The 19,941-nt window shown below is 65.6% G+C and carries 16 protein-coding genes; 13 read left to right on the top strand and 3 right to left on the bottom strand.

Annotated elements, in window-relative coordinates:
- The first annotated feature begins 520 nt into the window (after window positions 1-520).
- From KBW95_RS14785 to KBW95_RS14760, 6 genes are all read left to right on the top strand, one after another.
- Complete coding sequence (locus KBW95_RS14785; RefSeq protein WP_211528623.1) at window positions 521-2,230, top strand: ATP-dependent DNA helicase RecQ; 1,710 nt, start codon at window positions 521-523, stop codon at window positions 2,228-2,230.
- Between the two features lie 115 nt (window positions 2,231-2,345).
- Window positions 2,346-3,410 carry a ligase-associated DNA damage response exonuclease gene (locus KBW95_RS14780; protein ID WP_211523471.1) on the top strand — a complete coding sequence of 355 codons (1,065 nt, stop codon included), beginning with the start codon at window positions 2,346-2,348 and terminating at the stop codon, window positions 3,408-3,410.
- Window positions 3,403-5,037 (top strand): ATP-dependent DNA ligase, encoded by a 1,635-nt coding sequence (locus KBW95_RS14775; protein WP_211528622.1) that lies wholly within the window; start codon window positions 3,403-3,405, stop codon window positions 5,035-5,037. Before KBW95_RS14780 ends, KBW95_RS14775 begins: the two co-directional genes overlap by 8 nt.
- Entirely contained in the window at window positions 5,034-7,496 is a 2,463-nt protein-coding gene (locus KBW95_RS14770) for a ligase-associated DNA damage response DEXH box helicase (protein WP_211523355.1), read from the top strand. The genes KBW95_RS14775 and KBW95_RS14770 overlap by 4 nt, the downstream gene beginning before the upstream one ends.
- Window positions 7,493-8,140 (top strand): ligase-associated DNA damage response endonuclease PdeM, encoded by a 648-nt coding sequence (gene pdeM, locus KBW95_RS14765; protein ID WP_211523356.1) that lies wholly within the window; start codon window positions 7,493-7,495, stop codon window positions 8,138-8,140. The genes KBW95_RS14770 and pdeM overlap by 4 nt, the downstream gene beginning before the upstream one ends.
- Before the next feature lie 63 nt (window positions 8,141-8,203).
- On the top strand, window positions 8,204-9,292 hold the full coding sequence (locus KBW95_RS14760; RefSeq protein ID WP_211528621.1) for a glycine zipper 2TM domain-containing protein: 1,089 nt from the start codon (window positions 8,204-8,206) through the stop codon (window positions 9,290-9,292).
- 241 nt (window positions 9,293-9,533) lie between these two features.
- On the opposite strand, the gene KBW95_RS14755 is transcribed toward KBW95_RS14760, so the two are convergent.
- The 3 genes from KBW95_RS14755 to KBW95_RS14745 form a co-directional block, all read right to left on the bottom strand.
- Entirely contained in the window at window positions 9,534-10,328 is a 795-nt protein-coding gene (locus KBW95_RS14755) for a Crp/Fnr family transcriptional regulator (protein WP_211523472.1), read from the bottom strand.
- A gap of 371 nt (window positions 10,329-10,699) precedes the next feature.
- A complete protein-coding gene (locus tag KBW95_RS14750; RefSeq protein ID WP_211523358.1) occupies window positions 10,700-11,344 on the bottom strand; it encodes a response regulator transcription factor in 645 nt (214 codons plus the stop codon).
- Window positions 11,345-11,443: 99 nt separating this feature from the next.
- The gene (locus KBW95_RS14745) at window positions 11,444-11,908 is read right to left on the bottom strand and encodes a universal stress protein (protein WP_211528620.1); all 465 of its coding nucleotides are present in this window, start codon (window positions 11,906-11,908) and stop codon (window positions 11,444-11,446) included.
- Between the two features lie 391 nt (window positions 11,909-12,299).
- Here KBW95_RS14745 and KBW95_RS14740 point away from each other — a divergent pair, with 391 nt between their 5' ends.
- The 7 genes from KBW95_RS14740 (at window position 12,300) to asd (ending at window position 19,797) form a co-directional block, all read left to right on the top strand.
- A complete protein-coding gene (locus tag KBW95_RS14740) occupies window positions 12,300-13,145 on the top strand; it encodes a protein phosphatase CheZ (protein ID WP_211528619.1) in 846 nt (281 codons plus the stop codon).
- Window positions 13,145-15,031 (top strand): chemotaxis protein CheA, encoded by a 1,887-nt coding sequence (locus KBW95_RS14735; RefSeq protein WP_211528618.1) that lies wholly within the window; start codon window positions 13,145-13,147, stop codon window positions 15,029-15,031. The genes KBW95_RS14740 and KBW95_RS14735 overlap by 1 nt, the downstream gene beginning before the upstream one ends.
- A gap of 247 nt (window positions 15,032-15,278) precedes the next feature.
- A complete protein-coding gene (gene leuC, locus KBW95_RS14730; protein WP_211528617.1) occupies window positions 15,279-16,679 on the top strand; it encodes a 3-isopropylmalate dehydratase large subunit in 1,401 nt (466 codons plus the stop codon).
- A gap of 53 nt (window positions 16,680-16,732) precedes the next feature.
- Window positions 16,733-16,855: an entericidin A/B family lipoprotein gene (locus KBW95_RS14725; RefSeq protein ID WP_211518867.1), complete on the top strand. Its 123-nt coding sequence runs from the start codon at window positions 16,733-16,735 to the stop codon at window positions 16,853-16,855.
- A 53-nt stretch (window positions 16,856-16,908) separates the two neighbouring features.
- The gene (gene leuD, locus KBW95_RS14720) at window positions 16,909-17,556 is read left to right on the top strand and encodes a 3-isopropylmalate dehydratase small subunit (RefSeq protein ID WP_211523363.1); all 648 of its coding nucleotides are present in this window, start codon (window positions 16,909-16,911) and stop codon (window positions 17,554-17,556) included.
- 19 nt (window positions 17,557-17,575) lie between these two features.
- Entirely contained in the window at window positions 17,576-18,646 is a 1,071-nt protein-coding gene (gene leuB, locus KBW95_RS14715) for a 3-isopropylmalate dehydrogenase (protein ID WP_211523364.1), read from the top strand.
- Between the two features lie 23 nt (window positions 18,647-18,669).
- Window positions 18,670-19,797 (top strand): aspartate-semialdehyde dehydrogenase, encoded by a 1,128-nt coding sequence (asd, locus tag KBW95_RS14710; RefSeq protein ID WP_211523365.1) that lies wholly within the window; start codon window positions 18,670-18,672, stop codon window positions 19,795-19,797.
- Window positions 19,798-19,941 lie beyond the last annotated feature (144 nt).

Below are 19,941 nucleotides of genomic sequence, written 5' to 3'. Positions count from 1 at the left end.
CCCCCCACCCCCCCCCCCCCCCCCCCCCCCCCCCACACCCCCCGCGCCCCCCCCCCCCCCCCCCCCCACGGTTTTACGGCTAGTGGTGTAAGGAGAGACTGGCGTACTTGCGAGGCTTGTCAAAACCACCACCCCGCGCACGATTGACCTCAGGTGACATCAAGAATTGTCACCCCACGCTACAATACGCCCGTCAGTGGAAGAACACCATCAAGGCCCCGGTCAGGGCCTCGGTTTCCAGCAACAGCCAGGTGGCTGCAGTTGCCAGCGCCAGGTGGACTGCGGTCCACGTGATTGGATGATGGCGCGCCATGATGATTCTCCCGAGTGCGTTATGTGCTATGGATGATGGTTCCCATGTTATCGATCTGACCCGACAGCAGGGATCGGCGAATTCTCCGTCACATTGTAGGAATTCACCTTGTGCTAATTCGCGTCCGCCGAAAGTAGGCTTCCTACGTTTGCGGTAGGTCGTGTCCTATAGTCGAGCCCGGGCGCGGGAGCCAGAATGGCTTCCATCATGACCCGACACGACCCCAAACTCATGCACCGCGGCTTGCTCGCCGTGCGCCGCAACACCATCCGCCGCTTGCTCACTTCCGTGTTCGGGATCGAATCCCTGCGCGAAGGCCAGCAGCGTGTCATCGACAGCGTCCTCGATGGCAAGGACACCCTGGCCATCATGCCCACCGGCGGCGGCAAGTCGCTGTGCTACCAGATCCCCGCCAAGATGCTCAAGGGGATCACGATCGTCGTCTCTCCCCTGATCTCGCTGATGAAGGACCAGCTCGAGAAGCTGGAAGAACTCGGCATCCGCTCGGTCCAGGTGAACAGCAGCCTGAGCGCGGCAGAAGAAGAGAGCGCCCTCCAGGCCATCGCCGACGAAGCCTGCGAGATCGTGTTCTGCACCCCGGAGCGCCTGGTCTCGCCCGAGTTCATCGAGGTGCTGCGCCAGGTCACCCTGGACATCGTCGTGATCGACGAAGCCCACTGCATCTCGCAGTGGGGCCACGACTTCCGCCCGGCCTACATCGGCCTGGCCGCCGCCATCGACTCCCTCGGCAAGCCGCCGGTGCTGGCGCTGACGGCGACCGCGACCGAAGAGGTGGTCGAGGACATCGCCAGGCAGCTGAACCGGCCCCGGATGAACGTCATCAATACCGGCATCTACCGGCCGAACCTGCACTACCGTGTGCTGCAGGTGACGAATGCTCAAGAGAAATACTCGCAAGCCCTGCGCCTGGTGCGCGAGACCGAGGGCGTGGGCATCGTCTACGCCGCCACCGTCAAGGCGGCCGAAGAGATGCTGGACGTGCTGGAGGAAGCCGGCGAATCGGTCACCATCTACCACGGCAAGCTGCCGGCCGCCGAGCGCAAGCTGAACCAGGACATGTTCATGAGCGGCGAGCGCCGCGTGATGGTCGCCACCAATGCCTTCGGCATGGGTATCGACAAGAGCGATACCCGCTTCGTGATCCACCTGCAGATCCCGGCGAACCTCGAATCCTATTACCAGGAGTCGGGCCGGGCAGGGCGCGACGGCCTGGACGCCGAGTGCACCCTGCTGTTCCTGCAGGACGACAAGCGCATCCAGCAATTCTTCCTGGTAAAGCATTACCCGGCCGCCGAGGAGCTCAAGACGATCTACGAAGCGGTGCGCTCCCTGGGCGAGGAGGGGCCGGTGACGGTGGACCGCATCGAAGAGCAGCTGGACGAGATCACGGAAGCCAATATCAAGGTCTGCCTCAAGCTGCTCAAGGACGGCAAGCTGCTGCGCCAGAACCGCAAGCTCGAATACCTGCCGGCCAGTACCGAGCCGCGCAGCGGCAGCTTCCATGGCCTGGCCCAGGTCTACGTCCAGAAGCAGGAACGGGACCGCGAAGCGCTCGACCAGATGGTAGGCTATGCGGTGAGCGGTTTTTGCCGCTGGAAGTTGCTGCTCGACTATTTCGGCGACGAGGTCGAAGGCTTCGAGAAGTGCTGCCGCTGCGATAACTGCCTGAATCCGCCGGCGCTCACGCTCACGGAGGACATCGAGATCCGCGACGACGAGTTCGACCGCGAACCGACGCCGGAGCCGGAGGGGCCGAAGTTCGAAGTCGGCGCGCGCGTCAAGGCGCCGAAGTACGGTGAGGGCGTGGTCGTCGCGGTCGCGGGCGACCAGATAACGCTGGAATTCCCGGACCAGGATAGCCGTACCTTCCTGGCCGAATACCTCGAGCCGGCCTGAGAGGTCGGTTGAACATGACCAGGGCAAGGCGCGGCGACGAAGACAGTGCTGCTGCACGGCGAGGAGCCGCAACGCAGGCATGGTCATGTTCAAACGACCTCTGGGAAGGGACCGCATGGGAGACATGGTAGTCGTCCGCAGGGAAGGACTTTATTGCGTACCGGGACAGTTCTATATCGACCCGTGGCGGCCGGTCGACCGCGCGGTGATCACCCACGCCCATGGCGACCATGCGCGTTATGGGCATGGCCACTACCTCGCTGCTGCGCCGGGCATCGGCGTGCTCAAGTCGCGGCTCGGCGATATCACAGTCGACGGCCTGGAATACGGCGAGCGCATCGTTCATAACGGCGTCACCATCTCGCTGCACCCGGCCGGCCACGTGCTGGGTTCCGCCCAGGTGCGCATGGAATGCGGCGGCGAAGTCTGGGTCGCCTCGGGCGATTACAAGGTCGAACCGGACCCGACCTGCGTACCCTTCGAGCCGGTGCGCTGCGACACCTTCATTACCGAATCCACCTTCGGCCTGCCGATCTACCGCTGGGAGCCCGAGCAGCAGGTAATGGACGAGATCAACCGCTGGTGGCGCAAGAACGCCGACGAGGGCCGCTGCAGCGTGGTCTTCGCCTACGCCTTCGGCAAGGCCCAGCGCATCCTGGCCGGGCTCGATCCGAGCATCGGCCCCGTCGTCTGCCATGGCGCCGTGGAACCGCTCAACAAGGTCTATCGCGCCGGCGGCGTCGAGCTGCCGCCCACCGTCATGGTGAGCGACGTGGACAAGGCCGCGCTGCGCCGCGCGATCGTGGTGGCGCCGCCGTCCGCCAGCGGCTCGCCGTGGATGAAGCGCTTCGGCGACTACAGCGACGCATTTGCCAGCGGTTGGATGCTGCTGCGCGGCGCGCGCCGCCGCCGTGGTGTCGACCGCGGCTTCGTGCTGTCCGACCACGCCGACTGGCCGGGCCTGATGAGCGCCATCAAGGCGACCGAGGCCGAGCAGGTGATCGTCACCCACGGCTCGATTCCGACCATGGTGCGCTGGCTGTGCCAGAACGGGCTGGACGCCAAAGGCTTCACGACCGAATACGGCGACGAGGAAGAAGACGAATCCACGCCGCCTCCAGGCGCTGCCGCGCATCGGGAAACAGCGACGGAGGCGCCGAAGGGAGAATCGGATGCGTGAATTCGCCCGCCTCTACGCCGATCTCGACGAGACCACGTCCACCACCCGCAAACTGGACGCGCTGCAGCAGTATTTTTCCCGCGCCACTCCGGAGAACGCCGCCTGGGCCGTCTACTTCCTGGCCGGCGGCAAGCCGCGCCAGGCCGTGCCGACCAAGCTGCTGCGCCAGTACGCCATCGAATACGCGGCGCTCGACGACTGGCTGTTCGACGAGTCCTATCATGCGGTCGGCGACTTCGCCGAGACCATCGCCCACATCCTGCCGGCGCCCACGCGGCGCTCCGATATCGGCCTGGCCGAATGGATGGAACAGCGCATCGCACCCTTGCGCGGGGCCGAGCCGGCGCGCATCCGCGAAGCCCTGTTCAGCTACTGGGATGAACTCGACTGGCGCGAGCGCTTCCTGCTCATCAAGCTGATCGGCGGCGGTTTCCGCGTGGGCGTGTCGCGCCTGCTGGTGACGCGCGCGCTGGCCGCCATCGCGGCGGTCGACAGCAAGGTGATCGCCCAGCGGCTGATGGGCTGGACCGACGGCCGCGTGCAGCCCACGGCCACCGGCTTCCTGAACCTGATCGCCGAGCAGACCGATCTTGAACACCAACTGCGCGGCGGCCAGCCCTATCCCTTCTTCCTGGCGCACCAGCTGCAGGGGGAACCCGCGGCGCTGGGTGAAGTCGACGACTGGCTGGTGGAGTGGAAGTACGACGGCATCCGCGCCCAGCTGGTGCGGCGCGGCGGCCAGAGCTACCTGTGGTCGCGCGGCGAAGACCTGATCACCGAGCGCTTCCCTGAACTGGCGTCGGTGCGCCTGCCGGAAGGCACGGTGCTCGACGGCGAGGTGCTGATCTGGCAGCCGGATTCCAGCGCGCCCGTGCCGTTCGCCGACCTGCAGAAGCGCATCGGCCGCAAGACCTTGTCCGCGAAGCTGCTGGCCGAGCTGCCCGCCGTCCTGTGCTGCTACGACTTGCTGGAGCTGGACGGCGTCGACCTGCGCGGCCTGCCGCAGCACGAGCGGCGTGCGCTGCTCGAGACCGAAGTGGCAAAGGCGGAACAGCCGCAGCTGCGCCTGTCGCCGCTGGTGCACGCCGACAGTTGGGAGGATTTAGCGGCGCTGCGTTCCGCTTCGCGCGAGCGCTGCGTGGAAGGCATGATGATCAAGGCGCGCGAGGCGCGCTACGGCGTCGGCCGCACCAAGGACGTGGGCACCTGGTGGAAGTGGAAGATCGATCCCTATACGATCGATGCGGTGCTGCTCTACGCCCAGCCGGGCAGCGGGCGCCGCGCTTCGCTCTATACCGACTACACCTTCGCCGTGTGGGACGGGGAGGGCGAGCGGCGCAAGCTGGTGCCCTTCGCCAAAGCCTATTCGGGACTGACGGACGCGGAGATCGCCCAGGTCGACAACGTCATCCGCCGCACCACGATCGAGAAATTCGGTCCGGTCCGTTCGGTCAAGCCCACCATGGTGTTCGAGATCGGCTTCGAGGGCATTGCGCTGTCGCCGCGCCACAAAGCCGGGATCGCCGTGCGCTTTCCACGCATTCTGCGCAGGCGCGAGGACAAGCCGGTGGAGGAGGCCGATACCCTCGATACCTTGAAAGGCCTACTGGCCGCCGCTGCGCCATGAGCGCCAACGAGGTTACCAAGCGCATGAAAGCTTGGTTCGCGGAGAAGGGATGGAAAGCCTTTCCCTTCCAGCGTGCCGTGTGGGATGCCGCGCTCGAGGGACACTCCGGCCTGCTGCATGCGAATACAGGCGCGGGCAAGACCTTCGCGGTGTGGTTCGCGGCCCTGCAGCGCGCGGGACTGGAAACGGGACGGCGCCCCGCCGGGCTTCGTGTGCTGTGGATCACGCCGATGCGCGCCCTGGCGGCCGACACCCAGCGCGCGCTGGAGGATTCGGCCGCCGTGCTGCTGCCTGAGTTCCGCGTCGGCGCGCGCACCGGCGACACCGGCTCGGCCGAGCGCGCGCGCCAGACGCGCAGCATGCCGTCGGCGCTGGTGACCACGCCCGAAAGCCTGTCCCTGATGCTCAGCCACGCCGCCGCGCAGGAGCAGTTCCGCCATCTCGACATGATCATCATCGACGAATGGCACGAACTGATGGGCAGCAAGCGCGGGGTGCAGGTGCAGCTGGCGCTGGCCCGGCTGCGCCGCTGGCGCCCGCAACTGCTGGTCTGGGGCGTGTCCGCCACAATGGGGGATCTCGACCTGGCCCGCCAGGTGCTGCTGGGCGGCGACGAAGGCGTATTGGTGGAAGGCGACCTGCGCAAGAAGATCGTGGTCGACTGCCTGATTCCCGACCCGGTCTCGCGCTTCCCCTGGGGCGGCCATTTGGGCATGCAAATGCTGGAGCCCGTGATCCGCGAGATCGAACAGCATGAAGCGACCCTGGTGTTCACCAATACCCGCGCCCAGTCCGAGATCTGGTACCAGAACATCCTGGAGGCCCGCCCCGATTGGGCCGGGGTGATCGCGCTCCACCACGGCTCGCTCGACCGCGAGGTACGCGAGTGGGTCGAGCTGGGCCTGAAGAACGGCGTGCTCAAGGCCGTGATCTGCACGGCCAGCCTGGACCTGGGCGTGGACTTCCTGCCGGTCGAGCGCGTGCTGCAGGTTGGCAGCGCCAAGGGCATCGCGCGCCTGCTGCAGCGCGCGGGACGCAGCGGCCACGCGCCGGGACGGGTTTCGCGCGTGACCCTGGTGCCGACCAACAGCCTGGAACTGCTGGAAGCGGCTGGCGCGAAGAAGGCCGTAGCGGCGCGCCGCATCGAAGGGCGCTATGTGCCGAATAAACCCTTCGACGTGCTGGTCCAGCACCTGGTGACGGTGGCGCTGGGCGGCGGCTTCGATTCCCGCGAGCTGTACGAGGAAGTGAAGAGCGCCTGGTCCTACCGCGCGCTCACGGAAGAAGAATGGCAGTGGGCGCTCGACTTCGTTGCGCGCGGCGGCCAGAGCCTGACGGTATATCCGGAATACCGGCGCGTGCTGCCGGACGAGCAGGGCGTCTACCGGGTGCCGGATGCGGCGATCGGCCGGCGCCACCGGATGGGGATCGGCACCATCGTGTCTGATTCCAGCATCCAGGTGAAGTACATGAGCGGCGGACGGATCGGCAGTGTGGAAGAGTCCTTCGCGGCCCGCCTCAAGCCGGGCGACCACTTCCTGTTCGGCGGGCGCATCCTGGAATTCGTGCGGGTGCACGAGATGACGGCCTTCGTGAAGCGCGCCACCGGCAAGCGTGGGGCAATCACGCGCTGGCAGGGCGTGAAGCTGCCGATGTCGGCGGAACTGGCGAATGCCGCCCTCGCCGAGCTGCGCCTGGCGTCGCAGGGCATTTTCGAAGGCCCCGAGATGAAGGCGCTGCGGCCGCTGATCGAGATCCAGGAACGCTGGTCGGCACTGCCCACGCCCGAGACCCTAGTCATCGAGCACATGAAGAGCCGCGAAGGCTGGCACCTGTTCGTCTATCCCTTCGGCGGACGCGCCGTGCACATGGGCCTGGCCTCGCTGTTCGCCTGGCGCATCGCGCGTACCCGGCCGATCACCTTTTCGATCGCCGTCAACGATTACGGTTTCGAACTGCTGGCGCCCGAGCCGGTGGACTGGAGCGCGGTGTTCGACGGGGAGACCGGGGCGGACGTCGCCTTGTTCGATACGGCGACCCTGCTGGAAGACGTGCTGGAAAGCCTGAACGCGACCCAGCTGTCCCAGCAGCGCTTCCGCGAAGTGGCGCGCATCGCCGGGCTGGTGTTCTCGGGCTATCCGGGCCAGCCGAAATCGGCGCGCCAGCTGCAGGCATCGAGCTCGCTGTTCTTCGAAGTGTTCCGCAAGCACGATTCCGGCAACCTGCTGCTCACCCAGGCCCAGCGCGAGGTGATGGAGCAGGAGCTGGAACTGACCCGCCTGCGCGATACCTTGAGTGCGCTGCAGGCGCGCCGCATCGTCCTGTGCGAAGTGAAGCGCGCCACGCCTTTCGGGTTTACCCTGATGGTGGAGCGCTACCGCGAGAAGGTCAGCAGCGAGAAGCTGTCCGACCGGGTGGCGCGCATGGTGCGCGAACTGGAGAAGGCGGCAGCGGCATGAGTGCAATGGTGAAGGTGGGCGGCGAGCAGTTGCTGCTGTTGCCCGAGAAAGCTGTGTTCTGGCCGGCCGAGCGCATGCTCATCATCGCCGACATCCACTTCGGCAAGGCGGCCGCCTTTCGCGCGCAAGGCGTGCCGGTGCCGCGCGGGACGACCTCCGAGAACCTGGCCGGGCTGGACTTCCTGGTTGCCACGCATGGGGCCCGGCACATCATGTTCCTGGGCGACTTCCTGCACGCGCGCGCCTCGCACGCCAGCTCGACCCAGCAGGCGATGCTGGCCTGGCGCCAGCGCCAGTCCTCACTCTCGCTGACCCTGGTGCGCGGCAATCACGACCTGCATGCGGGCGATCCGGCCGCGGCGCTCGGCATTGGGCTGGTGGACGAGCCGTACACGATCGGGCCATTCGCCTTCTGCCATCACCCGGACATAGACGTGCCTGGCTATGCGCTGGCGGGACACATCCATCCCGTCTATGTGTTGGCGACGCGCTTCGACGCGCTGCGGCTGCCGTGTTTCGTGGTCGGGCGCGAGCGCATGATCCTGCCGTCCTTCGGCTCGTTCACGGGCGGGCATGCGATCCGGCCGGGGCCGGGCGACAGCATCTATGTCACCTCGGGCGAGGCCGTTCACAGCGTTCGATAGCGTACCGACCCCCTCATTGCGCGGGCGTAAGGTCTCCAGGCATAACCAGCCTGGAGGTGAGCCATGCGTTTCCGCAAGTTTTTCTATACCTTGGTGGCCGCGCTCGTGCCACTGATGACCATGGCAAGCGCACCCGCGCATGCCCAGCAGTATGAGCAAAACCGGAACTACGGTCCCGTGATCAACGGCTTCAACGTCGAGGAAGTGCAGCGGCTGAGGCCGGGCGTGGAACTGCACTTCGACCTGTACGGCAGCCCCGGCGGCACGGCGACCCTGCGCATCGACGGCGCCACCCGCAACGTGCACATGACCGAGGTCGAGCCGGGACAGTACAGCGGCACCTACACGATCGGCACCCACGACCGCATCCGTCCGGAGAGCGGTGTCACCGCCAACCTGCGCCTGGGCAACCAGGTGGCGACCAATGTGCTCGCCGAATCGCTGCTGCGGGGCGACGCGCCGCGCGCCCAGAACCGCCGCGGCGACCTGGCGAGCTCGCCGCGCATCGAGCGCTTCGAGGTGCAGGGCAGTCCCGACCTGGGTCCGGGCAACGAGCTGCGCTTCAACGTGCGCGGCACGCCGGGTGCGCGCGTGGAAGTGGCGATCGCCGGCGCACGCGGCGTGTTCTTCCTGCCCGAGGTGAGGGAGGGCGAGTACAGCGCGGTGTATGTGGTGCGCAATACCGACCGCATCCTGTCCAACAGCCGGGTGACGGCGACCATCCGCGCCAATGGGCGCTACACGACCTCGGTGCTGGGCCAGCCGCTGCTGGCGGCCGGCGGACGCACGGCGGCGCCGCAGGAGACGCGCTACTGCACCAGCTGCGCGACGGTGGAGGCGGTCAATGTGATCGAGGTCAGCGGCGACGGCAGCTACCTGGGCACCATCGGCGGCGCGGTGGTGGGCGGCTTGCTGGGCAACCAGGTCGGCAGCGGCAGCGGGCGCAAGGCGGCGTCGGTGGCCGGCGCGGTCGGCGGCGCGGTGGCGGGGCGCCAGCTGGAGAGGAATATGCGCAAGAGCCAGCGTTATGAAGTGATCGTGCGGTATGCGAACAGCGGGGCGACGCAGGCGATTCAGTATGAGAACGATCCGGGGTTCAGGGTGGGGGATCGGGTGAGGGTGAATGGCGGGGTGTTGTCGCGGGATCAGTAAGCACGCCGCAAGCCGCCGCAGCTGTCGTCAGCCCGCGGCCATAAAACGTCATTCCCGCCACTGGCGGCAATGACTCCCGGCGAAGGCCGGGATCCAAGTCCGTCGCGCTGCCACTAAATACTAACGTAGTGGTGTGCGTGAAAACTTGGATCCCGGCCTTCGCCGGGATGACGTTGTTTTATGGTGTGGGGATGTGAGCGGCGGCGACTTCGGCAGGGATGCTGACTGCTCTTATCGCTTCTTATGCCGGCGCCAACACCTGATCATCCCCCGGCTGCTCCAGCTCCGCCTTCTGCTTCGCGGCGCCCTTGGCCCGCGACCTCGACGGCGGCAGCCGGCGCAGGGTCTTGAGCGCATCCGCATCCTTGATGCCGATGGTGCGCTGGTCCACCGTGATCAGGCCGATCTCGTTGAACGCAGACAGCGTGCGGCTCACCGTCTCCAGGGTCAGTCCCAGGTAGCTGCCGATCTCGTGCCGGGTCATGCGCAGGTTGAACAGCTTGCTCGAATAACCCATGGCGGCGAAGCGGTCGGCCAGCGACACCAGGAACCTCGCCACGCGCGCCTCGGCCGACAGGGCGCCGAGCATGCCGATCATGGTCTGCTCGCGCACCAGCTCGCGGCTCATCACGCCGTACATCATGTTCTCGAGCTCCGAATGCACGCGGCCCAGGGCGGTCAGCTTCTTGAAGGGCAGCAGGATCAGGTCGCAGTCGGACAGGGCCACCGCCTCCGAGGCGTAATGGCGGGTGTGGATGCCGTCCACGCCCAGCATGTCGCCTTTCATGGGGAAGCTCAGCACCTGCTCGTTGCCGAACTCGTCGATCAGCACGGTCTTGAGGAACCCGGAGTTGACGATATAGAGCGTGTCGAAGGCCTGGCCGATGGTGTGCACGCGCTGGCCGGTCTTGAACTGGACGTGCTGGAACAGCAATTCTTCGGACGTGACCGATACGCTGGCCGGAATGCGGAGCAGATCGCAGACTTCTTTCAGGTTGGACCAGAGACGTCCCTGGCGCTGGCGACCCGCTTCCATCGGCGTATGCAGGGTCGGCTGGGTGACATTGCGTTGTTCTGACGTTGGCTGGGACTGCATGCTCATCTCCAGGTGAGTGACTCAGGGTTTCAGGCAGCGATCCGTTTTGGCTGACACTTAGATCGCAAGCAAGTCGAAACGCTGAATTCAGTATGCCAACACGAGTCCGGCTCGAATATCAGCGATGCCTGAATATGAAGGTAGGAGAGATGTAGTCAGTGTAGGAATCTTCCGACTCATACACCAGTGCGTCATAGGGAGAGATGGCGCTCGGCACTGCACGCCCGTGCAGTCGCGGGCCGAGGGAGGGGGCGAGCCGCAAGCAACAAGCGCGGCACGAATTCTTCAGGAACTGGTCAAACTCTGTTTGCTTACGCTTTCATCGGCGCCAGCAGCCGGTGGGCGACGGCATATTGGACCATTTCGGATAGCGAATTCATACCCATCTTTTGCATGATGCGGGTCTTGTGGGTGCTGACGGTCTTGACCGACAGGTGCAGGCCGTTGGCGATCTCGGTGATCGACTTGCCGCCGACCAGCAGCGAAAACACCTCGAACTCGCGGTCCGAGAGCTGCTTGTGCAGCAGCTGTTCGCTGGGCGCCATGATGTTCAGCGCCAGCTGCTCGGCCACTTCGGTGCTGATATACGGACGGCCGGAAGCGACCTTGCGGATCGCGCCCACCAGCTGGGTGCCCGCGCTTTCCTTGGTCAGGTAGCCTTGCGCGCCGGCACGGATGGCGCGCACCGCGTACTGCTCTTCCTCGTGCATGGTCAGGATCAGGATGGCGAGCTTGGGCGCCTCGCTGCGCACCTGGCGGATCAGGTCGACGCCGCTGCGGCCGGGCATGGAGAGGTCGAGCAGGAGCAGGTCGAAGCCGCCCTGGCGCACCTGGCCCAGCACTTCGAAGCCGTTGGTCGCCTCGCCGACGATCTCGATATCCGCAGCGCCGTCGAGAATGCGCTTGAGACCTTCGCGCATGATCGTGTGATCATCGGCAATGACGATTCTTACCATATTCCATCCTTCCGGCCGCGAACGGCATGACTCCCTTTTCAGATTAGCACACCGCCCGGGCGAAAAAGTTACCGCTGAAGAAACTATGCGGAGCGGGTTTCAGGTGCCCGGCTCCTTGATCAGGCGGTGCACCAGGACCGGCTTGGTCGTGTGCGAGAGCACCTTGTTGGTGACGCTGCCCAGCAGCAGCTGGCCCCAGCCGCTGCGTCCGTGCGAACCCATGAAGATCAGGTCGCAGCCTTCCTGCTCCGCCACGTCGACGATCTTCAGCGCCGCGCTGTCGGAAAACGCCGTCATGCAGCTGTGCTGCAGGTTGGCGCCGGCGCAGGAATGCATGATCTTGCCCATGTATTCCTCGCCCATGCGCCGCATCTGGACGATGTAGTCCTCCTCGCTGGGGTAGGAAGGCGGGATGATTTCCACGTACACCGGATACTGGTACTCGGGCGCGACGAACAGGGCCAGCACCTCGGCGCCCATCTGCTGCGCGAACTTGACCCCGGCGCAGGCGGTATGCTGCGACACGGCCGAGCCGTCGGTGGTGATCAGGATTTTGCGGTACATGATGTTCCTCCCAAAGGCCACGCCATTCTGGAGGGTCAAGGGCGCGGCGGCGATTGCTTTAACGCAAACTGTTGAGTTGGATCAAACATCCCGAGCTGTTGTTCCAATGCACAATGGAAATGGCAGCAACAGGCCCTACGATTACAAAATACAACACCGGCCTTGTGTAAACATTCAGGAACCACGCGATTTAATTGTCGCGGAATTAAGTTTCCTTGTCCATTTTGTTGCGTGCCGGTTTCCGAGATTTACCTACGGCAACCACGCTGCTACACTCGCATGCAAACTCATACCATCTGTTAATACGGCCGCAGAGCGGCCCCGGATGGACGCAGTACCCCCGAATTGCAGAGCTCATTGCGAATTTATACATTATGGAGAAGCAGGGATTATGACCGACGCCGCTGACGATTTCGACGCACTATTCGAGGAAGTGGCGGCGCAGCGCGCCAGCGCGCCCGCTGCCGAGCCGGCGCCTGCGCCCGTGGCCGCCGCCGCAGCCGACGAGGATGACCTGGAGTCGCTGTTCGACCAGGTGTCCGCCGCCACCCCGGCCGTGGTGCTCGCCGCCGCGCCCGCGCCGGCAGTCGCCGCCGCTGAAGAAGGCCCGGTGAGCGAGGCCGAGCGCGGCATGTTCGAGCGCCTGGGCGGCATCGTCCGCCTGCTGCACGACTCGCTGCGCGAGCTGGGCTACGACAAGGCGCTGACCGAAGCCTCGTCCCAGATCGTGGACGCCCAGGACCGCCTGGAATACGTCGCCAGCCTGACCGAACAGGCCGCCAACAAGGTGCTGAACACCCTGGACGAAGGCATGCCGGCCCAGGACCTGCTGTCGAAGCAGGCCAAGGACATGGAAACCCGCTGGGCCGACCTGTTCTCCGGCAAGCTGAGCCTGGACGAATTCAAGGCCCTGGCCGGCGATTCGCGCCAGTTCGCCGCCGCCGTGAACGAAGCGACCGAAGCCGAGAAGGCGCGCCTGCTCGAGATCATGATGGCCCAGGACTTCCAGGACATCACCGGCCAGCTGATCAAGAAGGTGGTCAAGATCACCCAGACGGTCGAGCAGGAACTGGCCCAGCTGCTGCGCGACAACGCGCCGGCAGACATCAAGGAGAAACTGGCCAGGAAAGAGCAGGAAGCGGCCCAGCCGGCGCCCCTGATGCAGGGTCCGTCGGTGCCGGAAGCGGCCCTGGACCAGGACAACGTTGACGATCTTCTCGCCGATCTGGGATTCTAATGGACGATATGCTCAAGGATTTCGTCGTCGAGGCGATGGATCTGGCAGTCAATGTGGAAGAGCATTTGCTGCGCCTCGAACGCGATCCGGATAACAAGGAAACGCTGAATGCGGTGTTCCGGTCCTTCCACACGATCAAGGGTGGCGCGGGCTTCATGGGCCTGCCCGCGCTGGTCGCGGCCTGCCACCTGACCGAGAACCTGTTCGACGCGTTGCGCACCGGCGAAGCGCCGGTGACCCCGCTTGCGATCGAGGCCGCCCTGCAGGCTTCCGGCTTCGTGGCCGACCAGCTGGGCGACCTGAACAATGGCACGCCGCCGGAAGGCCTGGCGCAGATGCCGGCCGACCTGGAACGCATCCTGAAGGACGCGATCGAAGGCAAGGGCGCGAGCGCGCCGGCCCCTGCCGCCGCACCGGCTCCGGCCGCTGCCGTACCGGTGGTGGAAGCCGCTCCCGCACCCGTGGCGGCCGCTGCTCCCGCAGCCGGTGACGACGGCCTGGACTGGGTCTCGATGTACAACGCCGTGGTCCCGGCCGACAAAGCCATCGCCGCGCTTGCTGCGCCTGCCGCTGCTGGGGCGCCTGTCGCCGCCGAAACCGCCGCACCCGCTGCAGCAGCCGCACCGGCGGCAGCCGCCAGGAACGGCTGGGATGGCGTCGAGCGCCGCGGTGGCGAGAACAAGGCCGCCGCAGCCGCGCCGGCCAAGGACGAAAGCATCCGTATCGACGCGGTCAAGCTGGACGCGCTGCTCGAAGTGGCGGGCGAATCGGTGCAGGCCGCCAACCAGGCCGCCGTGCTGCTGGAACGCCTGCAGCAGTTCAAGTTCGAAGGCCAGGCCGCGACCCTGATCGCAACCCTGACCGAGACCCTGGAGCGTGCTTCGCGCTACTCGGCCGAACTGCAGCGCGCCACCCTGGCGACCCGCATGCAGCCGGTCGGCCGCCTGTTCCAGAAGTTCCCGCGCCTGGTGCGCGAGCTGGCCAAGGACCTGGGCAAGGATGTCGAGCTGACCATCGAAGGGGCCGAGACCGAAGTCGACCGCGTGGTGGTGGACAGCCTGTACGACCCGCTGGTGCACATGCTGCGCAACGCCCTCGACCACGGTGTCGAGTCGCCGGAAGAACGTGTCGCCGCCGGCAAGCCGGCCAAGGCCTTCATCCTGCTGAAAGCCTGGCAGGAAGCCAACAGCGTCATGATCGTGCTGCAGGACGACGGCAAGGGCATGGACCCGGTCAAACTGCGCAAGAAGGCGATCGACAAGGGCCTGATCGGCGAGCACAGCGCGCAAAGCGACGACGAAGCCTACCAGCTGGTGTTCCTGCCGGGCTTCTCGACCAAGGAAGTGGCGTCCTCGGTCTCGGGCCGCGGCGTGGGCATGGACGTGGTCAAGACGGCGGTGGAAAAGAACCGCGGCGCGATCCGCATCGAATCCCAGCTGGGCACGGGGACGCGCTTCGCGATCCGCCTGCCGATCGAACTGTCGATCGTGCCGACCATGCTGGTGTCGACTTCGAGCGCCCAGCTGGCGCTGCCGATGGCCGTCGTCGAGCGCGTGGTCGAGCTGCCGGAAGACTTCATGTGCGTGGGCGGCGCCCCGGTGCTGAAAGACCAGGGCCGCCCGCTGCCGGTGCGCTCGCTGGCGCTGTCGCTGGGCTACGAAGCCTGCTCCGAGCGCGTCGGCATCGTCGTCAACGCTCCCCAGCCGTACATCCTGGCGGTGGAAGCGGTGGACGGCACGGCCGACCTGGTGATCAAGCCGATGACCGCGCTGAGCGTCGAAGGCATCACCGGTACCGCGCGTTCGGCGGAGGGCGAGCTGGTGCTGGTGGTCGGCCTGTCCTTCCTCATGGACGGCTGCCGCAGCAGCGTGCGCTTGGCGGCCTGAGCGTCTGCCGCAGCGCAAAACGAACAAATCGTTCGCTTCTGCGCAAAAGCGCACACAAAAAGCCTGTGTTTCCATCACAGGCTTTTTTTATTTGCATATAACAAAATTGTTGCAAATTAAATTTTCTGCATAGCATGGACTTTGGCATAATCGTGCAATGCCCCCTCTTGGTGCGGCAGTGCACAAATATGGCATAATCAAAAACCGGGCTCGCATAAGGCGGCCCCGCCGACCTTCTTGATCGACCATGCAAAAAACGCTCTACGACAAACTCTGGGATTCCCATGTCGTGCGTGCCGACGCCGATGGCACCACTGTCCTCTATATCGATCGCCACCTGGTGCACGAAGTGACCAGCCCGCAGGCCTTCGAAGGCCTGCGCGAAGCCGGCCGCGGACTATGGCGCACCTCCGCCAACCTGGCCGTGGCCGACCATAACGTCCCGACCACCGACCGCGCCCAGGGTATCGCCGACCCCACCTCGCGCCTCCAGGTCGAGACGCTCGACGCCAATGCCAGGAGCTTCGGCCTCACCTATTTCAACATGAGCGACAAGCGCCAGGGCATCGTGCACGTGATCGGCCCGGAGCAGGGCGCGACCCTGCCGGGCATGACGGTCGTGTGCGGCGACTCGCACACCTCGACCCACGGCGCCTTCGGTTGCCTGGCGCACGGCATCGGCACCTCGGAAGTGGAGCACGTCATGGCCACCCAGACCCTGCTGGCCAAGAAGTCGAAGTCCATGCTGGTCCAGGTCGACGGCGAACTGCCGCCGGGCGTCACCGCCAAGGACATCGTGCTGGCCGTGATCGGCAAGATCGGCACCGCCGGCGGTACCGGCTACGCCATCGAATTCGCCGGCTCGACCATCCGCTCGCTGTCGATGGAAGGCCGCATGACGGTCTGTAACATGGCGATCGAAGCGGGCGCCCGCGCCGGCATGATCGCCGTGGACGACACCACCATCGAGTACGTGAAAGGCCGCCCGTTCTCGCCCAAGGGCGAGCAGTGGGAGCAGGCCGTGGCCTACTGGCGCACCCTGCACTCCGACGAGGGCGCGAAGTTCGACACCGTGGTCACCCTGAATGCCGCGGACGTGCGCCCGCAAGTCACCTGGGGCACCTCGCCCGAGATGGTCACCTCGATCGACGGCCGCGTGCCGGACCCGCGCGAGGAAGCCGACCCGGTGCGCCGCAACGCCATCGAGAAGGCGCTGGCCTACATGGACCTGCAGCCGAATACCCCGATCGGCGAGATCGCCATCGACAAGGTGTTCATCGGCTCCTGCACCAACTCGCGCATCGAAGACCTGCGCGAAGCCGCGGAAGTGGTCAAGGGCCGCCAGCGCGCTCCCAACGTCAAGCTGGCGATGGTGGTGCCGGGTTCGGGCCTGGTCAAGGAGCAGGCCGAGCGCGAAGGCCTGGACAAGGTCTTCAAGGAAGCCGGCTTCGAATGGCGCGAGCCGGGCTGCTCGATGTGCCTGGCGATGAACGCCGACCGCCTGGAACCGGGCGAGCGCTGCGCATCGACCTCGAACCGCAACTTCGAGGGCCGCCAGGGGCAGGGCGGCCGCACCCACCTGGTCTCGCCGGCGATGGCGGCTGCCGCAGGAATCGCGGGCCACTTTGTCGACGCGCGCGCACTGTGATACCGCATTGGTAAAATTGGGCGTTTTTAACTCTGGTTTTACACCGAACTATCATGAAAAAAGTATTCGCTCTCTCGCTCATCGCCGTCCTGCTGGCAGGCTGCAACACCATTTCCGGCATTGGCCGTGACGTGCAGCGCGCCGGCCAGATCGTGACCGGCGCCGGCGGTAAGTAAAGAAAAAAACAACCCGCCGCGCACGCGGCGTCCGATGGACAGAAGGCAAGCAGATGGACAAATTCACCGTACACGAAGGGCTGGTCGCTCCGCTCGACCGCGCCAACGTCGATACCGACGCGATCATTCCGAAGCAGTTCCTGAAATCGATCCGGCGCACCGGCTTCGGGCCAAATTTGTTCGACGAGTGGCGCTACCTGGACCACGGCGAGCCGGGCCAGGACTGCGGCACCCGTCCGGTGAATCCCGAGTTCGTGCTGAACCAGGCGCGCTACCAGGGCGCCTCCATCCTGCTGACCCGCAAGAACTTCGGCTGCGGCTCCTCGCGCGAGCATGCGCCCTGGGCGCTGCAGCAGTTCGGCTTCCGCGCCATCGTGGCGCCGAGCTTCGCCGACATCTTCTTCAACAACTGCTACAAGAGCGGCCTGCTGCCCGTGGTGCTGAGCGAAGAAGACGTCGACACCCTGTTCAAGGCGGTGGAAAGCGCGGAGGGTTTCACTCTTACTGTCGACCTGGAAAACCAGCGTATTTCGAGCGCGGACGGCAGCCTGTCCTATGGCTTCGCCATCGACGAGTTCCGCAAGTACTGCCTGCTGAACGGCCTGGACGACATCGGCCTGACCTTGCGCCACGCGGACGAGATCCGCGCCTTCGAACAGCGCCATCTCGCGGCCCAGCCGTGGCTGGCCAACACCATCTGACAAGTCGAAAGAATACTGGATGAAGATTGCGATCCTGCCGGGCGACGGCATCGGCCCCGAGATCACCGCACAGGCGGTGAAAGTCCTGAGCGCCCTGGGCGAGCCCTTCGAGATGGAAAGCGCGGAAGTCGGCGGCGCCGGCTATGCCGCGCACGGCCACCCGCTGCCGGAAGCCACCCTCAAGCTGGCCAAGGAAGCCGATGCGGTGCTGTTCGGCGCCGTGGGCGATTACAAGTACGACAAGCTGGAACGCGCCCTGCGCCCCGAGCAGGCGATCCTCGGCCTGCGCAAGGAGCTGGGCCTGTTCGCCAACCTGCGTCCCGCGATCCTGTATCCGGAACTCGCCGGCGCCTCGACGCTCAAACCCGAGGTCGTGTCCGGCCTGGACATCCTGATCATCCGTGAACTCACCGGCGACATCTACTTCGGCAAGCCGCGCGGCGTGCGCGAATGCCCGGACGGTCCTTTCCAGGGCCAGCGCGAAGGCTTCGACACCATGCGCTACGCCGAAGGCGAGATCCGCCGCATCGCCCACGTGGCCTTCCAGGCAGCGCGCAAGCGCGGCAGCCGCCTGACCAGCGTGGACAAGGCCAACGTGCTGGAGACCTTCCAGTTCTGGCGCGACATCGTCACCGACGTGCACCAGGATTACCAGGACGTCGAGCTCGAGCACATGTACGTCGACAACGCCGCGATGCAGCTGGTTCGGGCCCCTAAAAAGTTCGATGTCATCGTTACTGGTAATATGTTCGGCGATATCCTCTCTGACGCCGCCGCCATGCTGACCGGTTCGATCGGCATGCTGCCCTCGGCTTCGCTGGACGCCGACAACAAGGGCCTGTACGAGCCTTCGCACGGTTCGGCGCCCGACATCGCGGGCCAGGGCGTGGCCAATCCGCTGGCGACCATCCTGTCCGCCGCGATGATGCTGCGCTACTCGCTGGGCCGCCTGGACCAGGCCGAGCGCATCGAGGACGCGGTCAAGCGCGTGCTGGCCCAGGGCCTGCGCACGCCGGATATCTACGAACCAGGGTCGACCAAGGTCGGCACCGAAGAAATGGGCAATGCGGTCGTCGCGGCGCTCGCATAACGATTCAATCTAAGGGAAACATCATGAAACTAGTAGGTCTGGTTGGTTGGCGCGGCATGGTCGGCTCGGTCCTCATGCAGCGCATGCAGGAAGAGGGCGATTTCGACCACATCGAGCCGGTGTTCTTCACCACCTCGAACCCGGGCGGCGCCGCTCCGGCCATGGCGAAAAACGAAACCACCCTGAAAAGCGCCACCGACATTACCGAACTGTCGAAGTGCGAGATCATCATCTCCTGCCAGGGCGGCGACTACACCACCGAAGTCTTCCCGAAGCTGCGCGCAGCCGGCTGGAACGGCTACTGGATCGACGCGGCATCGACCCTGCGCATGAACGACGACGCCGTCATCGTGCTGGACCCGGTCAACAAGGACGTGATCAAGAACGCATTGACCCGCGGCGTGAAGAACTTCGTCGGCGGTAACTGCACCGTGTCGTGCATGCTGATGGGCCTGGGCGGCCTGTTCGAAAAAGGCCTGGTCGAGTGGATGACGTCCATGACCTACCAGGCGGCATCGGGCGGCGGCGCCCAGCACATGCGCGAACTGCTGACCCAGTTCGGCACCATCAACGCGGCCGTCAAGCCGCTGCTGGACAACCCGGCCTCGGCCATCCTCGAGATCGACCGCGGCGTGCTGGCCACCCAGCACGGCATGTCGGCCGAAGAAACGAAGCAGTTCGGCGTGCCGCTGGCCGGCAACCTGATCCCGTGGATCGACAAGGACCTGGGCAACGGCCAGTCGAAGGAAGAGTGGAAGGCCGGCGCCGAGACCAACAAGATCCTGGGCCTGGGCGAATCCTTCGGTTCCAAGGCGATTCCTGTGGACGGCCTGTGCGTGCGCATCGGCGCGATGCGCTGCCACTCGCAGGCGCTGACCATCAAGCTGGCCAAGGACGTGCCGCTGGACGAGATCAACGACATCATCGCCTCGCACAACCAGTGGGTGAAGGTGGTGCCGAATACCCGCGAAGCCTCGATGCGCGACCTGTCGCCGGCAGCGGTGACCGGCAGCCTGACCATCCCGGTCGGCCGCCTGCGCAAGATGTCGATGGGCGGCGACTACCTGTCGGCCTTCACCGTCGGCGACCAGCTGCTGTGGGGCGCCGCCGAGCCGCTGCGCCGTATGCTGCGCATCGTTCTCGACCGCTAAAGCTTCAGCGCGGGGTTGGCGGCCAGCGCTGCCAACCCCGGAACTCACGCTCCCGTTAGCGTACTTGCCACACCTCCTGACAGTTTGACAAGCGTCGGTAATCAAACGCTATCAAACCCACCCCGCATCGGTCATTCTGGCCAC

The sequence above is a fragment of the Massilia sp. ZL223 genome, assembly GCF_018119395.1.
GTDB lineage: Bacteria > Pseudomonadota > Gammaproteobacteria > Burkholderiales > Burkholderiaceae_D > Telluria.
The sequence above is the reverse complement of the archived record's forward strand: the minus strand, read 5'-3'. Positions and strand labels throughout refer to the sequence as shown.